21 protein-coding genes are annotated in these 23,916 nt (G+C 36.1%); 18 read left to right on the forward strand and 3 right to left on the reverse strand.

Annotated elements, in window-relative coordinates:
- Positions 1-12 precede the first annotated feature (12 nt).
- From BCR22_RS02230 to BCR22_RS02260, 7 genes are all read left to right on the forward strand, one after another.
- Positions 13-852, forward strand: coding sequence for a PSP1 domain-containing protein (locus BCR22_RS02230; protein ID WP_069653374.1), 840 nt, complete (start codon positions 13-15; stop codon positions 850-852).
- Positions 845-1,192 (forward strand): DNA replication initiation control protein YabA, encoded by a 348-nt coding sequence (locus BCR22_RS02235; RefSeq protein ID WP_010773302.1) that lies wholly within the window; start codon positions 845-847, stop codon positions 1,190-1,192. The genes BCR22_RS02230 and BCR22_RS02235 overlap by 8 nt, the downstream gene beginning before the upstream one ends.
- Before the next feature lie 221 nt (positions 1,193-1,413).
- Positions 1,414-2,280, forward strand: a complete 867-nt coding sequence (gene rsmI, locus BCR22_RS02240; protein WP_069653375.1) for a 16S rRNA (cytidine(1402)-2'-O)-methyltransferase — start codon at positions 1,414-1,416, stop codon at positions 2,278-2,280.
- 247 nt (positions 2,281-2,527) lie between these two features.
- A complete protein-coding gene (locus BCR22_RS02245; RefSeq protein WP_069653376.1) occupies positions 2,528-3,745 on the forward strand; it encodes an ammonium transporter in 1,218 nt (405 codons plus the stop codon).
- 11 nt (positions 3,746-3,756) lie between these two features.
- Entirely contained in the window at positions 3,757-4,098 is a 342-nt protein-coding gene (locus BCR22_RS02250; protein WP_069653377.1) for a P-II family nitrogen regulator, read from the forward strand.
- 853 nt (positions 4,099-4,951) lie between these two features.
- Positions 4,952-6,091 carry a DNA polymerase IV gene (gene dinB / locus BCR22_RS02255; RefSeq protein ID WP_069653378.1) on the forward strand — a complete coding sequence of 380 codons (1,140 nt, stop codon included), beginning with the start codon at positions 4,952-4,954 and terminating at the stop codon, positions 6,089-6,091.
- A 119-nt stretch (positions 6,092-6,210) separates the two neighbouring features.
- Positions 6,211-7,629: a cryptochrome/photolyase family protein gene (locus BCR22_RS02260; protein ID WP_069653379.1), complete on the forward strand. Its 1,419-nt coding sequence runs from the start codon at positions 6,211-6,213 to the stop codon at positions 7,627-7,629.
- A gap of 126 nt (positions 7,630-7,755) precedes the next feature.
- Here the strand turns inward: BCR22_RS02260 and BCR22_RS02265 are convergent, their stop codons facing one another.
- The 3 genes from BCR22_RS02265 to nrdD all read right to left on the reverse strand — a co-directional run bounded on the left by BCR22_RS02265 (position 7,756) and on the right by nrdD (position 11,776).
- The gene (locus BCR22_RS02265; RefSeq protein ID WP_069653380.1) at positions 7,756-8,544 is read right to left on the reverse strand and encodes an SDR family oxidoreductase; all 789 of its coding nucleotides are present in this window, start codon (positions 8,542-8,544) and stop codon (positions 7,756-7,758) included.
- A gap of 234 nt (positions 8,545-8,778) precedes the next feature.
- The gene (gene nrdG / locus BCR22_RS02270) at positions 8,779-9,381 is read right to left on the reverse strand and encodes an anaerobic ribonucleoside-triphosphate reductase activating protein (protein WP_069653381.1); all 603 of its coding nucleotides are present in this window, start codon (positions 9,379-9,381) and stop codon (positions 8,779-8,781) included.
- A gap of 202 nt (positions 9,382-9,583) precedes the next feature.
- On the reverse strand, positions 9,584-11,776 hold the full coding sequence (gene nrdD, locus BCR22_RS02275; RefSeq protein ID WP_069653382.1) for an anaerobic ribonucleoside-triphosphate reductase: 2,193 nt from the start codon (positions 11,774-11,776) through the stop codon (positions 9,584-9,586).
- Positions 11,777-12,082: 306 nt separating this feature from the next.
- On the opposite strand from nrdD, the gene BCR22_RS02280 reads away from it, so the two are divergent.
- The 11 genes from BCR22_RS02280 to BCR22_RS02330 all read left to right on the forward strand — a co-directional run bounded on the left by BCR22_RS02280 (position 12,083) and on the right by BCR22_RS02330 (position 23,711).
- Positions 12,083-12,850, forward strand: coding sequence for an ABC transporter ATP-binding protein (locus BCR22_RS02280; protein ID WP_069653383.1), 768 nt, complete (start codon positions 12,083-12,085; stop codon positions 12,848-12,850).
- Positions 12,840-14,924, forward strand: a complete 2,085-nt coding sequence (locus tag BCR22_RS02285; RefSeq protein ID WP_069653384.1) for an ABC transporter permease — start codon at positions 12,840-12,842, stop codon at positions 14,922-14,924. The genes BCR22_RS02280 and BCR22_RS02285 overlap by 11 nt, the downstream gene beginning before the upstream one ends.
- Before the next feature lie 249 nt (positions 14,925-15,173).
- Complete coding sequence (locus BCR22_RS02290) at positions 15,174-15,323, forward strand: teichoic acid D-Ala incorporation-associated protein DltX (protein WP_069645430.1); 150 nt, start codon at positions 15,174-15,176, stop codon at positions 15,321-15,323.
- A gap of 13 nt (positions 15,324-15,336) precedes the next feature.
- A complete protein-coding gene (gene dltA / locus BCR22_RS02295) occupies positions 15,337-16,854 on the forward strand; it encodes a D-alanine--poly(phosphoribitol) ligase subunit DltA (RefSeq protein ID WP_069653385.1) in 1,518 nt (505 codons plus the stop codon).
- A complete protein-coding gene (gene dltB / locus BCR22_RS02300; RefSeq protein WP_069653386.1) occupies positions 16,851-18,056 on the forward strand; it encodes a D-alanyl-lipoteichoic acid biosynthesis protein DltB in 1,206 nt (401 codons plus the stop codon). Before dltA ends, dltB begins: the two co-directional genes overlap by 4 nt.
- A 48-nt stretch (positions 18,057-18,104) precedes the next feature.
- The gene (gene dltC, locus BCR22_RS02305; protein ID WP_069640965.1) at positions 18,105-18,341 is read left to right on the forward strand and encodes a D-alanine--poly(phosphoribitol) ligase subunit DltC; all 237 of its coding nucleotides are present in this window, start codon (positions 18,105-18,107) and stop codon (positions 18,339-18,341) included.
- Entirely contained in the window at positions 18,341-19,612 is a 1,272-nt protein-coding gene (gene dltD, locus BCR22_RS02310) for a D-alanyl-lipoteichoic acid biosynthesis protein DltD (RefSeq protein WP_205634345.1), read from the forward strand. Before dltC ends, dltD begins: the two co-directional genes overlap by 1 nt.
- 171 nt (positions 19,613-19,783) lie before the next feature.
- Positions 19,784-20,866, forward strand: coding sequence for a M42 family metallopeptidase (locus BCR22_RS02315; RefSeq protein ID WP_069653387.1), 1,083 nt, complete (start codon positions 19,784-19,786; stop codon positions 20,864-20,866).
- A gap of 16 nt (positions 20,867-20,882) precedes the next feature.
- Complete coding sequence (locus tag BCR22_RS02320) at positions 20,883-21,680, forward strand: DUF975 family protein (protein WP_069653388.1); 798 nt, start codon at positions 20,883-20,885, stop codon at positions 21,678-21,680.
- Between the two features lie 272 nt (positions 21,681-21,952).
- Entirely contained in the window at positions 21,953-22,693 is a 741-nt protein-coding gene (locus tag BCR22_RS02325; protein WP_069653402.1) for an MBL fold metallo-hydrolase, read from the forward strand.
- Between the two features lie 13 nt (positions 22,694-22,706).
- Positions 22,707-23,711, forward strand: a complete 1,005-nt coding sequence (locus BCR22_RS02330; protein ID WP_069653389.1) for a lipoate--protein ligase — start codon at positions 22,707-22,709, stop codon at positions 23,709-23,711.
- Positions 23,712-23,916: the final 205 nt, after the last annotated feature.

Raw genomic sequence — 23,916 nt, forward strand, 5'->3', positions numbered from 1 at the left:
AGGAGGATGAAAATGGTAGAAGTAGTAGGAGTTCGCTTCCGTGAAGCTGGTCATATCTATTATTTTGCTCCTGGAAAATCAGAGTATTTTTATAATGATAAAGTGCTTGTGGAATCACAGCAATCTAAACAGCTAGCCACAGTTGCGATACCGAAAAAAACTATTGATCCGGAAGATTTACCTGAGGATTTAAAACCCATTTTAAATAGAGCATCAGAAACCGATTTAGAGAAAGAACAAAAGAACGTAGATGATGCAAAAGCTGCATTAAGTGTGGCCAAAGAGAAAATTCGAGCACATGAATTAGAAATGAAATTGATTCGTGTTGAATATACATTTGACCGCAGCAAGATGGTTTTTTATTTTACAGCAGACGGTCGAATCGATTTTCGTGAACTAGTCAAAGATTTAGCAGCGATTTTCCGTACGAGAATCGAATTACGCCAAATCGGTGTCAGAGATGAAGCAAAAATTTTAGGTGGGATCGGGCCATGCGGTAGACAACTATGCTGTTCGACTTTTTTAGGTGACTTTATGCCAGTGTCGATCAAAATGGCAAAAGACCAAGGCTTATCGTTAAATCCAGTGAAAATTTCTGGTTTGTGTGGGCGCTTAATGTGCTGTTTAAAATATGAAAATGATGAATACGAAGCAGCAAAAAAAGACTTACCTGATTATGGTAAAGATGTGATCACGCCAGACGGAAAGGGCCGAGTAGTCGGTTTGAATTTATTAAGCCGCATCATCAAAGTCCGTTTAGTTGGACGTGAAACAGCTGTAGAATATGATTACGAAGAAATCAAAGAAGCAACGCAAAAAGCTCAAGCCGAAAAAGGTGATCAAAATGGATAAACGTTCTTTATATGATGGTCTGAGTTCTTTAGAGACGGATCTACAAGGAACTTTGGGTCAATTATCAGAGATTAAAGAAGCACTTCACGAGTTAGTTGAAAAAAATACAACACTTGAAATCGAAAATCAACGCTTACGTGAACATTTACAAGAATTGACTAAACTAGCTAGCGATCCAAATGATCCAGCAAAGCAAGAGTTATCTAAATCGCGAATGAATTTGGAAAAACTTTATGAAGAAGGCTTCCATGTCTGCAACATTTTGTATGGTTCACGTCGCGAAAATGACGAAGAATGTGCGTTTTGCTTAGATGTTATTTATGGAGAAAGATATAAATAAATGTCGAACGATTCACATTTAGAGAGGCTGAGACAGAAGCTCATTTCCGCAGCCTTCAAATCTTAGTGCTTTAGCACTTAGAATTTGATGTGATCGAAGCGAAGCGTAGTGATTGCTTCTGCTTTTACCGTTTATTCGCATTTAGGGTGTGAAACAAAAGTGATTTTTACTTTTGTCCCACACCCTTTTTACATTAACTTATCTGTTGAAAAGGAGAAACGATGCAAAAACAAAAAAGTTTCGATTCATCTAGTATTGGGCAGTTATATTTGGTGCCAACACCAATCGGAAACTTAGAAGACATGAGCTTTCGCTGTATCAATATCTTAAAAGAAGCAACGATCATAGCTAGTGAAGATACTAGAAATACGCAAAAATTATTGAATCATTTTGAGATAACAACATCGCAAATCAGTTTCCATGAGCATAATTATAAAGAACGGATTCCACAATTTATCGAACGTTTAGAGGCTGGGGAACAGATTGCTCAAGTTAGTGATGCTGGAATGCCTTCCATTAGTGATCCAGGTCATGAATTAGTTGAAGCGTGTATAAAAAAGGGAATCAATGTTATCGCTTTACCTGGTCCGACAGCTGGAATCACAGCTTTGATCGCTTCAGGATTACCGCCTCAGCCATTTACATTTTATGGCTTTTTACCTAGGAAGAAAAAAGAACAAAAAGAAATTTTAGAGCAATTGAAAACAGCATTACCAACGCAAATTTTTTACGAATCACCCCATCGAATCGCCACAACGATCAAACATTTTTCAGAAGTATTTGGAGAAGAGCGCAACGCTGTGATTTGTCGTGAATTGACGAAACTTCATGAAGAATATCTTCGTGGGACTTTAGCTGAATTAAGAGATTATTTAGCTGAAAATACGTTAAAAGGTGAATGTTGTCTTTTAGTTGAAGGGGCAGATGGACCAGAAGTAGTAGAAAATCCTGATCTAGAGCTTTCAATCAAAGAACATATCGAGGTATTTATAACAAAGGGTAGTTCGTCTAAAGAAGCAATCAAAGAGGTTGCAAAGCTTCGCGGATTAAAAAAACAAGAGGCTTATAAAGCGTTCCATGTAGATTAAAGAATGAAAGAGGCTGATTTAAGAAATCAGTTTCTTTTTTAATTGGTATACCTAGCTGAACATATCACAAAAATAAAACCGTTCTATTGGTATAGATGTTATTTTTTATCACGTGAATTGTCAGAAAAATGAAATTATTTTCCTTGTTTAAGAGAGTTTTGCTAGGATAATTCAAAAAACGATGCTAAAATAACCGACAAAGCTAAAATGAAGGTTGGCTTATTTTTTTGAATTGGAGGAGTTTGTTATGGAAACAGGGAATATTGCATTTATTATGATTTGTTCTGCGATGGTTTTTTTAATGACACCTGCCTTAGCATTTTTTTACGGCGGACTGGAACGAAGAAAAAATATTCTTAACACAATGATGATGGTGATTTGTGTGATGGGATTAGCTTCAGTTTTATGGGTTATCTTAGGGTATTCAATGTCTTTTAGTGGAGAAGGATCATTCGTTGGAAATGTTGACAAGATTTTTTTTAATCATGTTTCAATGACAAAAGGAGAGACAATTCCAGAAGGATTGTTCGCGAGCTTTCAAATGATGTTTGCTTTGATTACGACAGCAATTATTACAGGTGCTGTTGTTGGGCGAATGCGATTTTCTGCAATCTTTTTATTTATTGGGATTTGGTCGATCATCGTGTATTATCCGATGGCGCATATGGTTTGGGGCGGTGGTTTTTTAGAAGAGATCGGATCGATTGATTTTGCAGGTGGAAATGTTGTTCATATTAGCTCAGGGATTTCAGGGCTTGTATTGGCAATGGTTTTAGGACAACGTCGAGAATATCGACAAACAGAATATCGTCCACATAATATTCCATTCGTCGTTTTAGGGGCGGGACTACTTTGGTTTGGTTGGTTTGGCTTTAATGCTGGCTCTGCATTAGCTGCTGACGGGGTGGCGATCCACGCGATGTTGACAACGAATACGGCTGCAGCGAGTGGGATGCTGTCGTGGATGCTGATTGAAAAATTAGCAATCGGAAAACCTACAGTTGTCGGAGCTTGTACAGGTGCTGTTGTGGGCTTAGTTGCCATTACGCCAGGTGCTGGTTTTGTTTCTCTTTGGAGTTCATTTGTCTTAGGAGCCTTAGTAAGTCCGTTTTGTTATTATTTTATTTCATTTGTTAAACATAAATTTGGGTACGATGATGCACTAGATGCGTTCGGTTGTCATGGCGTCGGTGGGATTTTTGGTGGAATCATGACAGGAATATTTGCAGATCCTACTATAGGAGGAAAAACAGGATTAATCTATGGTGGAACGGATCTGTTTGTAGCCCAAATCACTAGTATAGCTTTTACGATCATATTTGCTGGAGTTGCAAGTTTTCTCATTATTAAAGGGATTCAGTTAGTTATGCCGATCCGAGTTTCAGCGAAAGAAGAAGCGTTAGGACTAGATCGAATCGAACACGATGAAACAGCTTATCCGACATTTATGGGACTAGATTCTTAGGGGGAAAACAGATGAAAAAAGTAGAAGCAATCATCCAGCAGGAAAAATTAGAAGAGCTAAAAGTCAAAATGGCTGATAGTTTTGAAGCGTTAGGAATGACCGTAAGCCAAGTATTAGGATTTGGGAACCAGAAAGGGTTAAAAGAATATGTCCGTGGTCAAGAAATTATCACAACACTGTTGCCTAAAGTGAAAGTCAGTTTTGTCGTTTTAGACGAGGAAGTAGAAGAGATTATTTCTTTGATTTTGGCTATTTGTCAGACAGGAGAAGTAGGAGACGGTAAGATCTTCGTTTACAATGTAGAAGAGGCGATTCGGATTAGAACGGGTGAAAGTGGCCCGCAAGCGATATAAATTATTTTTAATTAAGGAGTAGAGCTGAAAGAGCACTATTCCTTTTTTATTCAGACAAAATAAGTTGTAAATGAACAAACGTTCGTATATAATGTGTATAATATATAGTTGTTTTTGAAGGGAGAAAAAATGATTGTTGAGGATCTTCTAGGTGGTTCGTATGAATCGGTGTGATGTTATTGATCAAAAGACTTGGCGGAACTATAGAAGAACAAATTGCAGGTTTGCTACATGATGTGTCACATACTGCATTTTCTTTTGACTTTAGCTAATCAATCAGGTAATTACCATGAGTAAATCAAAGTACAATTACTTGAACATTAGTCTATTCCAGCTGCATTAAAGCGGTGTGGAACTGAGTACCAATAGATTTTATGAGATGATGAACAATGGAGATTTTTGGAGTGAGAAGCGCCATTACTATGTTGTGATTGATTTTTTTATGATCCTCAAAATAGTTGTAGCGATGAATGGATATCAAAGGCTATCCAGCTAAGACTGGAAAAGTAAGACATTACTTTGAGCAATTTGACGATGACAGATTCAGTATTTCTCAAGAAGCTGAAATCGACCGGCCCAACTGATATCATACAATTGTTAGCTAAACTAAACCACCCATAGAAATATAGTAGTTGTTCCGACAAGGATAGTTATGATAGCCATAAAAAAAGAACACAAGGTTCATTGCCCCTTTGGTAAGAGTAGCTAATGAAATTATTTCTGTCTAAACTGTCTCAAAAATGGCTCAAATAAGGATTGAAATAGTACTGGCAGATAGTGAAAAAGGCACTTTTATGAAACTTGATGAAAGAATACAGGCAGACTGGACCTGATTGAAAGGAGAAGAGCGACTATGATCAATGAACTGCGTTTTCCCCTAAAAAAAGATACTTCTCGCAAGATTATTCATATCGATATGGATGCCTTTTTTGCCTCCGTAGAAGAGCGGGATCATCCAGAACTAATCGGACATCCGTTAGTAATTGCACGTCATCCTAGTGATACAGGTGGGAAAGGTGTTGTGACCACAGCAAATTACGAAGCACGTAAATTTGGTATCCATTCTGCAATGAGCGCTCAAAAAGCCTATGAATTATGTCCGGATGCAATTTTTAAACCAGGTAATTATGAAAAATATTCTGACATTTCTAAGCAAATTCGAGAAATTTTTCATCGCTATACAGATATTATAGAGCCTGTTTCAATAGACGAAGCATATTTAGATGTGACGACGAATAAAATAAATAGTACGTCAGCGATCAAGATTGCAAAATTGATTCAGTATGATATATGGAACGAACTACATTTAACCTGTTCAGCAGGTGTTAGTTATAATAAATTTTTAGCAAAATTAGCTTCTGATTTTCAAAAACCCAAAGGCTTGACCGTTGTAATGCCTGATGAAGCTGAAACATTTCTGAAGGCGTTACCGATTGAAGCGTTTCATGGAGTTGGAAAAAAAACAGTTCCTAAAATGCATGATTTAGGCATATTTACAGGAGAGGATTTATACAAGCAAGATGAGATGGAGCTGATTCGTAATTTTGGTAAAATGGGTTATTCTCTTTACCGTAAGGTTCGCGGAATCCATGATTCTCCAGTTAATATAACAAGAGATCGTAAATCAGTGGGTAAAGAACATACATATGGGACACCACTTACAACTGAAGCGCAGGTGACGGCTCAGTTACGACAGTTAGCTGAACGAGTAGAAGAATCATTGAAACGTGTCCAAAAGCATGGGAAAACCGTTGTTTTAAAAGTGCGTTATTCAGACTATACAACAGTGACGAAACGTCAGACACTTCCAGAATATATTTCTAAAAAAGAAGAATTGTATTATCAAGCAAATTTGATTTGGGAAGAGATTCTTGGCTTGGAGCAAGGGATTCGATTATTAGGAATAACGCTGACGAATCTTGATCCTATGTCTTATGAGAACATGGTTTTACCCTTATGGGAAAAGAAAAAAGCAGAAAGAAACGAAGAGTAAACGATCATTTAAGCAATTGGTTTTCAATTGAATCAAGCAGAAGTGGTAAAATTTTAGAGATAAATGACAATCTATGGTACTATCAACTTACTATTCATAAATACGAAAGGAAATAGTCGATGAGCAAAACAATTATGTGGTTCCGCAAAGACCTTCGTTTAGATGATAATACAGCACTTAGTAAAATGATAGAGGACAGTGAAGCGACAGACGAACTTATCTGTCTTTTTCAACTAAATCCACTCCAATTTATAGAGAACAGTTACAATCACGATGCTTTTTTTCAAAGTTTAGGTACTTTTTATGAACATGCTAAAACAAATAATATAGGGCTTCATTTTGTGTATGGAGATGTAGAAGAAAATTTTACAGCATTAAAAAAGACTTATCCAGATTGGAATAAGATATATTTTAATAAAGATGAGCGTGGATTCGGGCGAGAACGTGATCAAAAAATGATTACGTTTTTTGAGAATCATCAAATTCAAGTTCATTCGTTTCAAGATAGTCATTTACATGGCGTACAGGAAATAAAAAAACCAAATGGTGAAAGTTATAAAGTATTTACCCCTTATTTTAGAAAGTGGCTGACAATGCCTAAGCGACCTTATGAAAGAACAAAGAATAAGAATCGCTCTTTTGCCAAACTTACACACCCCTTGTTTAAAGAAGGAGAAAAACAGTTCAGGCAGATAATAGAAAATATAAAACTACCTTTTGATTATGAAAGTGGCGAGGCGGCAGCGGAGGAATGTTTAAAAGAATTCATAAAAAATCATTTACATGAGTATCAAAAAATGCGAGATTTTCCTTCCTCAGATCAAACAAGTAAGCTTTCAAAATTTTTAAGGACAGGTGAATTGTCGATTCGAAAAGTTTGGCATGCTCTGAATGCTGAGCCAGATTCTGATGGTCGTCAAACATTTATTTCGGAACTATGTTGGCGAGATTTTTATAATATGATTTATTATGAGAATCCAAAACAGAAGACACAAGAAATCAAAGAGCAATATAGACAACTAAGCTGGAGCTATAATCAAGAGTTTTTTGAGCGATGGAAGAATGGTCAGACGGGGTTTCCTATCGTAGATGCTGGGATGAGACAGCTGAACCAGACGGGTTGGATGCATAACCGATTACGAATGATTGTAGCGTCATTTTTGACGAAAGATTTGATGATCGATTGGCAGATGGGGGAAAGATATTTTCAAGAAAAACTGATTGATTATGATGCTGCAAGCAATATTGGTGGCTGGCAATGGGCAGCGTCTACGGGAACAGATGCGGTTCCTTATTTTCGAATATTCAATCCCACGACACAAGGTGAAAAGTTTGATCCGCAAGGGGAGTTTATTCGTCAGTTTGTTCCAGAATTGAAAGATGTCCCAAATAAATATATCCATGAACCTAGCAAAATGCCAGCAGATATTCAACAATCCATTGATGTTTCGATTGGGAAAGAATACCCCACTCAAATTGTTGATCATAGTAAAATACGTGCTGAGATTTTGACATTTTTTAAAGAATCATCTTCTTAGAATTTAGTATACGAGTTTTTGGTTTTAGCGTTTTTTTAATCCCCACCTAATGCGTCTGTTGCATTAGGTGGGGATTAGTTTTATTACGTAAGTCTAAATCATTTTTTTTTCTAATTTACTTAAATGTTAAAGTAAAGATTCTGCCCCGTCTACATAAAGTTCTGTTCCAGAGATATTTGCGGAGGCATCCGTTGCTAAAAATAAAACAGATTGAGCGACTTGCTCACTTGTCCCCGTTTCATTTTTTAAAGGTCGATCTCCCTCTGGAAATTCTACTTTGATTTCAACTTCTTTTAATTCATCAGAGTAAGTTGTCTTTTCATTGATTGCCGTATCGATAGCCCCAGGACAGATTGCATTTACACGAATGTTGTAACGAGCAAGTTCTAATGCAGCCATCTTTGTAAATGCAACTTGGCCAGCTTTTGATGCGCTATAAGCAGAGGCACCAAAATTGTTGAAAATTCTAGTACCATTAATGGAACTTGTTATAATAATCGAGCCACCTTTTTCTTTCATATGGGGAATTGCAAATTTTGTACATAAAAACGTACTCCGTAGATTCGTGTTTAACGTACGGTCCCATTCGTCGATTGTCAATGTTTCAATGGGAGCCCAAGTTCCATTGATGCCTGCATTACTGAAAAGGATATCTAGCCCTTCTAGACTATCGGCTAATGCGTCAATCGCTTTTTTTAAACTAGTTTCATCCGACACATCCACGCTTCGATAATAGCAGTCATGACCATTGCGTTTGAAATCTTTAGAAATTGTTTCTAAACGAGATTGATCCGCATCAATCAAACCAACTGTAAATCCTTGTTCAATAAATAGTTGTGCTGTAGCATAGCCAATTCCTGAAGCAGCTCCGGTGATGATCGCTTTTTTAGTAGATGAAAGTTGAGTTGTTGTCATAGTGTTTAATCCTCCTATTTTTTGATAATGAATTAGTTCATTTTTATTGTAATATACTTATAAAATATGAGCCAATAAGTCGATAGGTTGATTAGACTGAAATACAAAAAACGATGGGTGGGACACTGGACAAAAAGTCACTCCCCATCCTTAAGAAATTCAGATAAACGGTAACGACTACGCTTTGCTTCGATCGTATCAAATAATAGTACGTTGCTCTATGAGACAAGCATTTTAAATAAATTTCCCTTTTTTAATTGGTTCATAAGCTTGTTCGGCATCATGACATTTGTCCCAAATGACAGCTCGTCCACTATCTAACGATTTTTTAACATCGATGATTCGTTGATTGCTACTGCCTCTGAATTGTAAATTCAAATTTCGTTTCGATAGCTCAAAACGTCCGTCTACTAAAATATCTATTTTACCTAATAATTCTAGTTTATCGTCAGACTCTAATAACAGTTCCTCAAAGGTATAACCAGACCATGACCAAATATCTTTTTTTAGGTCAAATTCTTGATGAACACGATCTACAACGGTCAAACAAACCTCTGTATTTAGAAAGGGTTCTCCACCTAGTAAAGTTAGTCCCTGCACATAATCATGGGATAAATCCTCAATGATCTTATCTTCTAATTCTTTGGTAAATGGTTTACCATAGCGGAAATTCTGGACTGCTTGATTGAAGCAACCTTCACAAGCAAATAGACAACCACTGACATATAGGCTATTTCGCACACCTTCACCATCTACAAAATTAAATGCTTTATAATCAGCAATATAGTTTTGACTAAGCTCTTCTGCTAGCCATTCTTGTGGTTTAGGATTTCTCATGTTTAGTCCTCCTTTCAAATAAAAACGATGTATGCAAAACACTGCAAGAAACATCGTCTTTTTTACGATTGGTTTGCTTTTTATTGAATCTAGCGACACAAACCAGATCTCTCAACAAATAGATAAAAAGCTGTAAAGATAAAGACCATCTTTTCATCCTTTTCCTAATTTGTTCGAGATCAAAGCGGGCTTGTTTTGCTTTTTATTTCATATGTTTCACTCGTGATGAGATTTCTTTATGTCTTCCATGAACCATTGGTCTAGCTTGTGGGTTACCTAAATAGCCACAAGTTCGTTTTACTACATCGCAAGATTTTGGATCGTGGTTGCCACATTGCGGACATTCAAAGCCGCGTTCCGTTGGGGTGAAATCACCTTCAAAATCGCATTCGTAACAGTGATCGATTGGTGTATTTGTTCCTAGGTAGCCAACGCGGTCGTATGCATAATCCCAAACAGATTCTAAAGCTTTAGGGTTTTGCTGTAATACAGGATATTCACAATAATGAATAAAACCACCAGAGCAATAGTGTGGATAATCTTTTTCGAAGTCCAACTTTTCAAAAGGTGTTGGATTTTTACGAACATCATAGTGGAAACTATTTGTGTAATATTCTTTATCTGTGATATATTCTACCACACCAAATTTTTCAGTATCCAAACGACAGAAGCGGTCGGTCAAGCTTTCACTAGGCGTTGAATAGACACTAAAGTGATAGCCATAGTCATTACCCCATTCATCAGCATGAGCTTTTAGATCCTTTAAAATATCAAGGGTAAAGTCTTTCGCTTCAGGATTGGATTCCCAGTTGCCACCATAGAATGATGATGCAACTTCGTACAAACCAATATAACCTAACGAAACCGTAGCACGTTTATCTTTGAATAATTCATTCACAGATTCTTTTCGTGATAAACGTTTTCCGAAAGCACCATACATATAAAGAATTGGAGCATTTGCAGGTGTCGCTTCTTTACAACGTTCAACACGGTAGACTAAAGCATCTTTCATTGTTTCAAGGCGCTCATCTAAAAGGGTCCAGAACTTATCCTTATCACCATGAGCTTCCATTGCGATTCTAGGAAGGTTCAGGGTCACAACACCTAAATTCATACGGCCCACATTTATCTCTTCTCCATGTTCGTCTTTCCAACCTTGTAAGAATGAGCGACATCCCATCGGTACTTTAAAGCTACCAGTTAACTCAACTAACTTGTCATAACTTAGGATATCAGGATACATACGCTTTGTGGCACATTCTAACGCCAATTGTTTTACATCATAGTTTGGATCTGTTTCATTTAAATTTACACCACGTTTTAGTGTGAAAATTAATTTAGGGAAAATTGCAGTTCTGTGTTCACTACCTAGACCGTTGATCCGAATTTGTAAAATTGCTCGTTGGATTTCACGTTCAAACCAACTTAGTCCTAGACCAAATCCTAAAGAAGTAAAAGGCGTTTGACCATTGGAAGTGAATAATGTATTGATTTCATATTCTAAACTTTGCATGGCATCATAAATATCTTTTTTTGTTTTACTTTTAGCATAGGCTTCTTGTCGGTCAGTTCCTTCGATCCATTCTTTTGCGTCAACTAAATGTTTTTGATAATTTAATTCAGCAAAAGGTGCTAGCAATTCATCCACACGGTCTGCCGAGCAACCACCATATTGGCTAGATGCCACATTTGCGATGATTTGTGAAATTTGGGCAGTAGCTGTTTGGATCGATTTTGGTGCTTCGACTTCGGCATTACCGATCTTAAATCCATTATTTAGCATGCCTTTAAAATCAATCAAGCAGCAGTTTGTCATTGGGGTATATGGATGATAATCTAAGTCATGGTAATGTATATCTCCTTTTTGATGCGCATTTGCAACATGAGGAGGTAGGAGTTTCAGGCCAATCGATTTACCGACGATTCCCGCAGTTAAATCTCGTTGTGTGTTGAAGACATCACTATCTTTATTGGCGTTTTCATTCACCACAGATTGATCCTTGTTGATCAATTTGCTGATTGTAAAGTTGATATCTGTTGCTTTACTACGCTCAAAATCACGACGAGTACGGTAATTGATATATTCTTCTGCTAGTTCATATTCATTTCTTGCTAGTAAAATATGTTCGACAATATTTTGGATTTCATATATTTTTACATCTTCAGAGAAACGTGCTGAAATTTCCTGATCGATTCGTTCAACAATTTCTTGAATTCGTTCATGGGCAAGTGGGTCTAAAGAACCTCGAATTTTTTGTTCAGCTTTGATCAAGGCATCGTAAATTTTTTGATCATCAAAATCAACCAATCGTCCATCTCTTTTAACGATTTTTATCGTGTGTAGGGCTGAATCAGTTGAAATCACTTCATTATTAGCTTGTTTAATCTCCATCATGTACTACCCATCTCCTCATAGTTTTATTCCTACCTATCATAAAACAATTCAATAAAACTTTCAACTATATATAGTGTTAAATTAAAAATTGAACCTACATTTACAACTACATGTAGTGTTTATAAGAAATGAAAAAATAGTGAAAACGACTGCCTAAAAGGTTTGTGGAAATCGTCACAACATTTTACCTGAAAAATAAATAATTGTTAAAAAAATTTATTATTACTGAATTGTAAGAGGAAACGATGTTCATCAACACGAAATATTGATATTATAAGGACAATGAATAAAACTGGAGCGAAAAACATGAAAAAAATTTTAGAAGTGAATCATTTAAGTAAATCATACGGCTATCGAAATAATAAAGTACAGGTATTGAATAATATTTCATTTTCTGTTGATCAAGGTGAATTTGTCGGAATCATGGGGCCAAGTGGTGCAGGAAAATCCACTTTATTGAGCACGATCTCAACAATTGCGTTACCGACAATTGGAACAGTTCAAATCGATGGTCAAGATATTTTAAAAATGAGAGACAATCAAATCAGTGATTTTCGCCGCAAAAAACTAGGCTTTATCTTTCAAAATTTTAATTTAATGGATACCTTGACTGTAAAAGATAATATTTTGCTCCCTTTGATGGTTGATCGAATGTCCTTGGTTGAAATGGAAAAACGCTTAGCACATGTTGCGAGTGTTTTGGGGATTGAACAATTGATGAACGCCTATCCAAATGCTATTTCGATCGGACAAAAACAACGAGTAGCTGCAGCACGTGCGTTGATTACCAAACCTAAAATAATTTTTGCTGATGAACCAACAGGATCTTTAGACTCTAAATCAGCAGCTGAATTGCTACAATACATGACAAATATGAACATACAAGATGATACAACGATTATGATGGTCACACATGATCCTTATACTGCAAGTTACTGTAATCGCATTTTGTTCATCAAAGATGGTGTGATTTTTTCAGAAGTTGTTCGGCAAGGCTCTAGAAAAGAATTTTTTAATCGGGTGATCGACATGCAAGCAACGATTGGCGGAGGTGGTCGAGCGAATGATTTTTAATTTGTCTTGGAAAAATTTTAAAGGCCAATTTCTCAATTATTTAGTTTACTTTGTCAGCATGACATTTGCAGTAGTTGTTTACTATTGTTTTAGTGCAATCACTTATAATAGAACGTTGGCAAATAGAGTTGGACAAGAGGTTCATATCAGTGGGGCGATGAATCTTGGTGGTGTTCTCGTTGTGATCATGATTTTAGGGTTTATGTTTGCAGCGAACCACTTCTTTTTATTGAAAAGAGGAAAAGAAATCGGCTTGTATCATTTGATCGGGATGCGAAAAGGACGGATCTCATATTTGTTTTTTGTAGAGACTTTGATTTTAGGAGCCATTTCTTTAGTTACGGGGATTCTATTAGGTATTGTCTTGTCTAAGCTATTTTCCATGATTTTGGCAAAGGCTATGTTTTTACAAGTAGAAAGTCTGTTTTTCGTGTCAATTCCTTCGATGATTCAAACGAGTATCGTATTTGGTTTTATGTTGTTGGCTGTCTCACTCCGAAGTACGTGGCTGATTTATCGTTATCAAGTTACAAATTTACTTAAGCCAATTGAAAAAAATACAACGAATCCAAATAAGCTGTCCTTGCTAAAAGGATGTTTAGGGATTCTTGGGCTAGTCCTTATTATTACAGGGTATTTTTTTTCGTATTATGTGATTCGGTTTGGTACAGTTTTAACGCATACATCTCTCGGCTTCGCTGGTTTTTTCATTGCGCCTTTACTCATTATGATTCTCTGCATGGTGGGAACGTATCTATTTTTTAAATATACGATGTATTTGATAGCATTTTTGTTTGGAAAGAATAAAGTCAATTATTATCGAAATTTGAATATGCTCGCTTTGGGAAATTCAAAACTTCATATTAAAAGAAGTGGAAACACCTTATCTATAGTGACTATTTTTATTGCAATAGCATTAGGAATGATCGGCGGTGCGGCCTCTATTTATACTATTGGTATGAATTCGGTCAATATAACAGCACCTACTGATTTTATTGTTGCAGAGGATAGTTTTAAAAAAATCGAGCAAATAATTGAAAAGGAACCGGATACAACCATTGATACATTAGTAAAATTGAATTATAAGTTGACGGGTAGCCAATTTCATCTTAAAATTGGACAGGATGAGAAAGAAAATAGAATTAGTCCGGTGAACCTATTAGCACTTTCAAATTATCGTGAATTTCAAAAAATAAATCCTTATTTAAAGAATATTCATTTAAAAAACAAAGACGATATTGTTATTTTAGATAGTTTACAAAATATTCTAAGTGGGTATATTCGTTATGATTCGACTATTCATTTATCTGAAGGAATAGAACTTCATGTTTCGGACGTTCGTCCTGATTACTTAGGGCAGTATCTATTAAGGTACACGCTTCCTACCATTGTAGTATCAGATGAACAGTTTAAGGAGATAAACTCTGGTATTACCTATGCGCTCAGAGCGTTTAATGTCCAAGCAAAAGATGAAGAAGCTTTAGCCAATAAGTTGTCAGAGGTTGTTAGACCCAATTGGGTATCACCTGTTTATTATAAGTATGATTTGCTAGATGGTCAGTTGGAAGGTTATACATCAAAAACCAGTTTAGAACCTAAAAATAAGAGTCAACAAAATTTTTCAGAAGAAAATGAGCAAGAATACTCTCAACTAAATTATACGAATCGTTTTACAGAATTAAGGTATGAGAGAAGAGTAATGGGATTGTTTATTTATGTGGCAATGTTTTTAGGTGTCTTGGCCTTTATCATTACGGGTAGTATATTGATGTTGCAGCAATTTTCTGAGGCGGAGCGAGAAAAAGAAAGCTATATTTTGTTAAAAAAAATGGGGATTCCCCAAAAAGAAATTACTAAGCTAGTCTACCAGCAAAATAGTATTATTTTCTTTCCACCAATGATCATTGGTGTCTTGCATGCAACTTTTGCGATTTATGTGTTTAGTCGCTATATCACAAGTTCTGGTTATTGGTTGGCCTATCTTTCTTGCGGGATGTTGATTTTGATTTATTTAGCCTATTATTTCTTAACATCAGCAATCTATTCAAGAATTATTCATGGGAAAGATCGATAATAATTTAAATTTTTTTTAAGTATTTTATATCTGGAAATTCATATAAAAAAAAGAATTTTCTTGTATTTTCCTTATTATAAGAGGGTGGAACAATACGTTTTATTTTTGTCCCGCCTTCTTTTTATGCAGAAGTGACAAAACTGTTAGTGTAAAAAAAACGTTCATCTGCGAATTAAGTTTCTTTTCTTGATTGTTTTGATTACAATAGCAGTACAAAACGTGAATATGTGTAATTTTTGGAGGCATAAAATGAAACAATTTTTTGATAAACCCAATGTTCAATATTGGGGTAAATTCATTGGAAAAACCCTTTTTTATTTTGGCATACTGCTAATGTTGATTTATTTATATCATTACAAAAATATTGATGGTGGCTCATTTATTTATAATGAGTTTTAGGGAGGAAGACTTCATGACGATTTTAAATATTATTGACGCAATCGATCGTTGGGGGATGAAGGAGCCAAACCGCCCCGTTTATATTGAAACCAATCGAACGTATACTTATGGAGAGTTGAAAAGAGACTCTGATGCAGTGGCTGCATATTTGCAGAAAAACATAGGACATAGTCGTCCAGTAGTAGTGTATGGTGAATTAGAATTTGAAATGTTGGCGTGTTTTTTAGGCGCCTCAAAAGCTGGGCATGCGTATATACCAATCGAAGCACATACACCAAAAGACAGAGTTGAAATGATTTTAGAAGTAGCCGATCCAGCTGTGATTTTTTCTGTCAAGGAATGGCCAGATCTAGAAACTGCGGCTGAAATTGTTCCACTTGAAAAAATTCAGGAGATTTGTACTCAATCGTGGACTTTAAACGTTCCGTTTGAACCAGTTGTTGATTCAGAAACCTACTATATTATTTTTACCTCTGGAACGACAGGTGTCCCGAAAGGAGTTCAAATCAGTCATGCAAATCTTTTAAGTTTTGTTAATTGGGAACTTTCGGATTTTGGTATTACTGAAGGGATGCGTTTTTTGGCACAAGCACCTTATTCATTTGATTTATCCGTGATGGATTTGTATCCTGCACTAACTTCTGGTGGTTCCTTAACGCCAATGCGAAAAGAAATTATCAATGACTTCAAGCAATTATTTACAGTGTTGCCAACGTTAGAAATTGAAGTTTGGGTTTCAACTCCTTCATTTATGGATATCTGTTTAATGGAACCAACGTTTGATGGAGAGCATGTGGATCGTTTAAAAGTATTTCTTTTTTGTGGAGAAGAGTTGCCTAAAGCCACAGCACAAAAGTTATTGGAACGTTTTCCGAAAGCACATGTCTTTAATACGTATGGACCAACAGAAGCAACAGTTGCTATTTCTGGTGTAGAAATCACACATGAACTTCTAGAGGAATACAGTCGTGTACCGATCGGCTATGTAAAAAATGATACAAATGTTTACATCATGAATGATGAGTCTGAGGTTTCAGCTGAAGAAGTAGGCGAAATCGTGATTGCAGGACCAAGCGTTTCGAAAGGCTATCTGAACAATCAAGAAAAAACAGATGCTGCTTTCTTTGAATACAAAGGTCAACCAGCATATCGCACAGGCGATGCTGGAAAATTAAAAGAGGGTATGTTGATTTATGATGGACGTATCGATTTTCAGGTAAAACTTCATGGTTATCGAATTGAGCTTGAAGATATCGATCACCATCTGGCGGAAGTTTCCTATGTGAAACAAGCAGCCGTTGTACCTAAATACCAAAATCATAAGGTTCAACAGCTCGTCGCTTTTGTCGTCGCTAATCCTCATTCGTTTGAAAAAGAATTTAAATTATCAAAAGCTATCAAAGCAGAATTAGGCTTGTCAGTAATGGAGTATATGATTCCACAGAAATTTATCTATGTGGAGCAACTACCACTGACAGCCAATGGAAAGATCGACCGTAAAGGGCTGATGAATGAGGTGAATGCAACATGATCGACTTTCCTCACATGATTCCTTATGCGAATCCGATTTATTTTATTTACTTACTGATTGCACTATTACCGATGATTCTGACATTATTGATCAAAGGCAAACGGTGGGCATGGTATCAGGTTTTAGTAACATTATTGTTCTTGTATATGAGTTTTGGCGGTGAAGATTGGAAACAAGGTGTTGCGTTGATCGGTTATGTCATTTGGCAGACGATCTTGGTCTGGTTTTATTTTCATTATCGCCAAAAGAAAAATGCAAGTAAGATTTTTTACTTAGCTGTATTTTTAGCGATTTTGCCATTGGTATTAGTAAAGGTAATGCCTTTTGTTTCTGGACATGCATCATTGGTAGGATTCCTAGGGATTTCCTATTTAACCTTTAAGTCTGTTCAGATCATTATGGAAATGCGTGATGGTTCGATCAAAGAATACAACATCTTCCGCTACATTGAATTTCTGTTATTCTTTCCAACGATTTCATCTGGACCGATCGACCGTTATCGTCGTTTTGAAAAAGATGTTGAAAATCCACCAACACCTGAAAAATATGTCGACTTTTTAGGCAAAGGAATTCATAATTTTTTCTTAGGATTCTTGTATAAATTTATTATTGGGTATTATTTTGGTCAAGTGTTGATGCCCGTTGTGGCGAAAATAGCCTTAAAAACGGGTGGTTTTTCTTGGGAATTAGTTGCGTATATGTATATTTATAGTATGTACTTATTCTTTGATTTTGCCGGTTACAGTTTGTTTGCCGTTGGAACGAGCTACTTGATGGGCTATGATACGCCGATTAACTTCAATAAGCCGTTCTTGAGTTGGAATATCAAAGAATTTTGGAATCGTTGGCATATGACGTTATCATTTTGGTTCCGCGATTACGTTTATATGCGTTTGATGTTTACGTTGATCAAGAAAAAAGTCTTTAAAAGTAGAATCGTCGCTTCAAATGTAGGGTACTTTGCTTTATTCTTATTGATGGGTGTTTGGCATGGACTAACCTGGTATTATCTAGCCTATGGTCTTTATCACGCTGCGTTGATTTGTTTGACGGATGCTTGGCTACGTTTTAAGAAAAAACACAAAGAACATATTCCATCGAATAAATTCACCCATGTATTTGCGATTTTCTTAACTTTTAATGCAGTATGCTTCAGTTTCTTGATTTTCTCAGGATTTTTAGATACATTATTCTTTAAATAAAAACAAATAACATACAGCTAAAAACTGTACGACAGAGGAGAAATACACATGAACATAGAAGAAACAGTCTTAGATATTTTAGAAGAAATTGCCGGAACAGACGAAGTGAAAGAAAATAGAGAAGTTGATTTATTTGAAGAAGGCTTGATGGATTCACTTGCAACGGTTCAGCTATTAGTTGAAATCGATGGACAATTAGGTGTACAAGTACCAGTTTCAGAATTTGACCGCGATTTATGGAACACACCAAATAAAGTTATCGAACAAGTGAAAGCATTACAATAATGAGCATGAAGAAAAAACTCTTTGGAATCTTTGGGCCAATCCTGATCTCTGCGGTACTATTAGTTGTCTTCTTCTTTGCACCTTTCAAAATAGATTTGGAGAGCAAACATGTTCTTGCAGATGCCTCCACTTCTATGGCGACAAATGTGCTTAGAGGAAATGCAATTAAAAATAAAGCAATTGGTTCAAAAGAATATGTTCCATTTTTTGGCTCTTCAGAACTGAGTCGAATTAGCGCATTTCACCCTTCTGTTTTGGCGGATAAATATAATCGAAGTTATCGTCCGTTTTTATTAGGTGCACCGGGAACACAATCTTTAACACAAGCATTGATGATGCAATCGATGGGGGAAGATCTTTCTCATAAAAAGGTTGTTTTCATTATTTCACCACAGTGGTTTGTGAAAAATGGGGTAAGCAATGATTATTTTAATGCTTATTATTCTGAGTTACAAACGTATCAATGGGTCAGTGATTTAAAAAAAGTTACACCGGATGATGTGTATCTAGCAAAGCGCCTAATGGATTTTCCGAAAGTAAAAGAAGACAAACGCTTAGCTAGTGCTTTGAACGCTATTATTTCTGGAAAATTACCCAATTCATCTGACAAGCAGTATATCGAGTTAATGATCAATCTGTTTTCTCGTGAGGATGAATTATTTGGCAAAATTGGTATGATAAGCAAAAATAAAGAAATCAAAAAAGCTGAAAAAGCTTTGCCAGAAACGTATAATGCGAATGAGTTAGATCAGCTAGCTGCTGAAATAGGTCAGAAGGCAACTAGCAATAATTCGTTTGAAATCTCAAATTCTTTTTATACAAAACGCTTAAAAAAGAATTTGAACCATTTAGAAAATTCGCAAACAGATTTGGATTATCGTTTTTCACCAGAATTTTCCGATTTGCAACTAGTGTTAAGTCAATTAGCACAGGATAATGCTGAAGTATTATTCATTATCCCGCCAGTGAATAAGCATTGGTCGGACTTTACAGGACTTTCTCAAGATATGTTGCAAGAATTTGCAAAAAAGGTTAAATATCAATTAACCTCACAAGGATTTACAAATATTGCGGACTTGACGAAAGAGTGTAACACGCAATATTTTATGGCCGACACGATTCACTTAGGGTGGCGAGGTTGGTTGGATGCGGATCAACGCATTCAACCATTTCTTGAAAAGAAATCACCAAATACGCTGAACTATAGACTTGATGAGACTTTTTACTCAAAAGAATGGCAGCAAAAAGAACCAGATGATATAAAAAATTAGTTAGTTAGTTTTGGCAAGAATGGACATACGAGTGTTCCCTTCTTGCTTTTTTTATTATTTGACCAGCTCTATTTTATTTTCTGAATCTTATTTAGATAACTTTTATATGTTAATGACAGATGAATGGTATAATAAAATAGAAATTTTTATGACTAGAAGGGAGTTTTTAATGTGGATCACAAAGAAGAAAAAATGTTAATAGCGTTAACAAGTGCCAAAGGAGTACCCGGCAATGAAGGGGAAGTTAGAGACTTATTCAAAAAATACGCAGAACCTTTTGCGGATAAAATCATGTATGATGGTTTAGGGAGTATTATTGCTAAACGTGTCGGTGATAAAGAAGGACCAAAAATTTTCTTCTCAGGACATTTAGACGAAGTTGGTTTCATGGTGACACAAATTACTGAAAAAGGGTTTATCAAATTCCAAACACTTGGTGGCTGGTGGGGACAAGTCATGTTAGCTCAACAAGTGCAGATCAAAACAGGTAAAGGTGAGTTGTTTCATGGTGTAATTGGTTCGAAACCACCTCATGTATTAACTGTTGAGGCGAGAAAACAACCATATGACGTTGCAGATATGTTTATTGATATTGGTGCTTCGAGTGATAAACAAGTAGCGGAGTGGGGGATTAAACCAGGGGATATGATCACACCGTACATTGAATATCGCCGAATGAACGATACTAAGTTTATGTTAGCAAAAGCTTGGGATAATCGCATTGGCACAGCGGTATCTTTAAGAGTGTTAGAAAACTTAGCGACAGAGGGACATCCTAATATTCTATTTGCTGGTAGCGATGTACAAGAAGAAGTTGGCTTGCGTGGTGCTCAAACCAGTACCCATCTAGTTGATCCAGATATTGCTTTTGCTCTGGATACGGGAACAGCAGGAGATACTCCTGGTATGACACCAAAAGAAGCAGATTCTGAACTCGGAAAAGGCCCGCAAATCTTAATTTTCGATGCGTCAATGATTCCACATAAAAAATTACGTGATTTTGTGATCCAAGTTGCAGAGGAAAATAATATTCCTTTTCAGTATACAGTGATCACGGGTGGAGGGACTGATGCAGGTAGAATGCATTTAACTCGAAACGGAGTGCCGTCACTGGCAATCACAGTTCCAGTTCGTTATTTACATTCGCATACCTCTATGATCCATGAAGATGATTATTTAAATACTGTGAAGCTGGTTACAGAAGTAGTGAAGCGTTTAGACAAAGAAACAGTCGCTAAACTTCGTAGTTATTAAAAAGGAGATACTTTAAATGAAAAATCAAATAACAAATGGCATGCACCGAGAACAAGCTCGAACAGCATTAAAAGACCATTGGGGAACGATGGCTTGGATCACGTTTCTAGCTGGATTTATTCGTCTTATTATTGGCTCGGTAATAGGCGGTATTGCTAATTTACCAGAAGATAGTGCAGGAAGTAATTTTATCTCATTTTTACTAAATAACTTTCTCTTTTTTGCTATTTCTTATGGTACGTATTATTGCGCTTTGCGGGTATTACGTGGTAAAAGAGTTGAATCAGGAATGCTAACGACAATTTTTCAAGGTAAGTTTTATTTTCCTATGTTGTTGATCAATTTTATCCAGTACCTCATTGAATTAGTATTGAATCTAATTGTGTTGCTGCCAGTTCTCTTGTCTTCTGGCGTAACCATGTACTTTGGATTGATGTTCAATAGTATTTCAGTTGAACGACTTCAATCTGAAATGAGTGGCGATCTCTTTTTTGTTCTATTATTACTTATTTTTGGATTTTTAATGATTTTAGTCGGTGTTTTTGTCAGTGGCGTCTTTCAATTTGCTGTTTGGGTAAAACTTGATGATCCAGAATTATCAGTAGTAGATGCCCTTAAATATGCATTGTTCTTGATGCAAGGCCGCTTTGGACAATATTTACTTCTACAATTATCTTTTATTGGCTGGTTTATCATCGGAGCGTTAGTCTTCGTAATCGGTTTATTATGGGTGATTCCGTATCACGATGTTGCAATTGCAAGTTTCTATGACACAGCTCGTGAAGAAAAAGGTGCGCCAACAATAGTTGAATAACAGAAACAAAGCGAGGCTGGGACAGAAGCGTTTAATCCTGAGAAATAAGAAGGGATTGCTTCTGCTCCCACCGTTTATTCGCATCTGGGGTGTGAAACAAAAGTGATTTTAATTTTGTCTCACACCCGTTTTTTTTGTAAAACATTGAATGATTTATTAGGGGAACTTTAGAGAAAAAGTAGCAAAAGTTAGTATTCAAGTATAAATAATTGTCTTCATTTTCCTTTTTTATGTTACGATTAAGTGAAGACGAATCAAGGAGGTCGATGAAGTTGAAAATAACCGTATTAGGCTGTTTAGGCGCTTATCCTTACAAAGGAGAGGGGACCAGTTCCTATTTGTTAGAATCAGATGGGTTTAAGCTATTGCTAGATGCTGGTAGCACCACTTTAGTCAATTTAGAAGAACATCTTGATCCATTAATGTTAGATGCAGTCATATTATCACATTATCATTATGATCATATTGCTGATCTTGGTGTGTTGCAGTATTATCGCCAATTGTACCCAGTGATGGAGCCGATACCTGTTTTGCCGATTTATGGACATACAGATGATCCTGTTCACTTTGACGCGTTAAATATGTCAGGTGTATCAAAAGCGGTCCCATATTTTGAAGCAGAAGAATTAAAAGTAGGCCCATTTCTTGTGACATTTATGAAAACAATCCACCCTGTCCCTTGTTACGCGATGCGTTTTGTCGAAGAAAAAACAGGCAAAGTATTTGTTTTCACTGGTGATTCGGGTTACTTGGAAAGTTTTGTGGATTTTGCGAAAGATGCGGATGTCTTTTTAGCAGATACGTATCTATTTGAAGGCAACGAACATCATCATGCTCATTTTACTTCTAAAGAATCAGGTGAAATCGCAAAAGCAGCTCAGGTTAAACAGCTGATTTTGACCCATTTACCGCAACATGGCTCACTAGAAGAGCTAAGACAGCAAGCTGAAAAAGCTGCGGGCAGTCAAGTAACTGTTCGTTTAGCAGAAAAAAATTTAGTTATCAAAATTTAAGGAGTGGTGAACTGTGATTTTTGTACCAAACGAAAATAACGATCCAAGAGTCAACTTAGCGATTGAGACCTATTTATTAAAAGAAAAACCTTTAGATGAACCGATTCTATTATTTTATATCAATGATCCATCAATTATTATTGGACGTAACCAAAATACGATTGAAGAAATCAATAAAGAATATGTAGATGAACATGGAATTCATGTCGTTCGTCGTCTAAGTGGCGGTGGTGCAGTGTATCATGATCATGGAAATTTGAATTTTAGTTTTATCATGCCAGATGATGGGAACTCTTTCCGTGATTTTGCTAAAGTAACACAACCAATCATTCAAGCTTTACATGAATTAGGGGTTTCTGGTGCAGAATTAAAAGGCCGGAATGATTTAGTGATTGATGGTATGAAGTTTTCCGGAAATGCGATGTACGCTACAGCAGGAAGAATGTTTGCTCATGGGACATTGATGTTTGACAGCAATATTGATGAAGTTGTGAATACATTAAAAGTTCGCAAAGATAAAATCGAGTCAAAAGGCATTAAATCAGTGCGTTCACGAGTAACCAATATCAAGCCATTCTTGTCAGCAGACAAACAAGATATGACGACAGAAGAATTTCGTGAAGATATTTTATTGAAAATTTTCGGAGTTGACTCTGTAGATCAAGTAAAAACGTATGAATTAACGGATGAAGACTGGGAAAAAATTAACAAAATTTCAGACGAGTATTATCGGAATTGGGATTGGAATTATGGCAAATCACCAGCCTTCAATCTAGAGCGTCATCAGCGTTTTCCAATTGGTTCTATTGATGCACAAATGAACGTAGAAGAGGGAGAAATCAAAGAAATCAAAATCTTTGGCGATTTCTTTGGACTCGGTGAAATCAAAGATGTAGAAGATATTTTAACTGGTACAAAATATGAAAAATCAGCAATCGAAGCAGCAGTTGATCAGATTGATATCAAAAACTATTTTGGGAACATTGAAAAAGAAGATTTAGTCGGTTTATTGTATTAAACGAAAGAATAATGAAAAGTGTGTGTTGCTTGTTTTTAGATAAAAACAAGTAATGTACACTTTTGTTTTTATCTCATTTACTCGGATTTTAAGTAGCTAGGAGAAGACGTTTTGTTTTATTTTGTTTATTTCTATTTTTTCCTAAAAAATCTAAATAATTTACATTATCAATTGATAAGGATATACTTAAAAAAACGAGTTGGTG

It is taken from the genome of Enterococcus plantarum, from assembly GCF_001730295.1.
Lineage (GTDB): Bacteria > Bacillota > Bacilli > Lactobacillales > Enterococcaceae > Enterococcus_L > Enterococcus_L plantarum.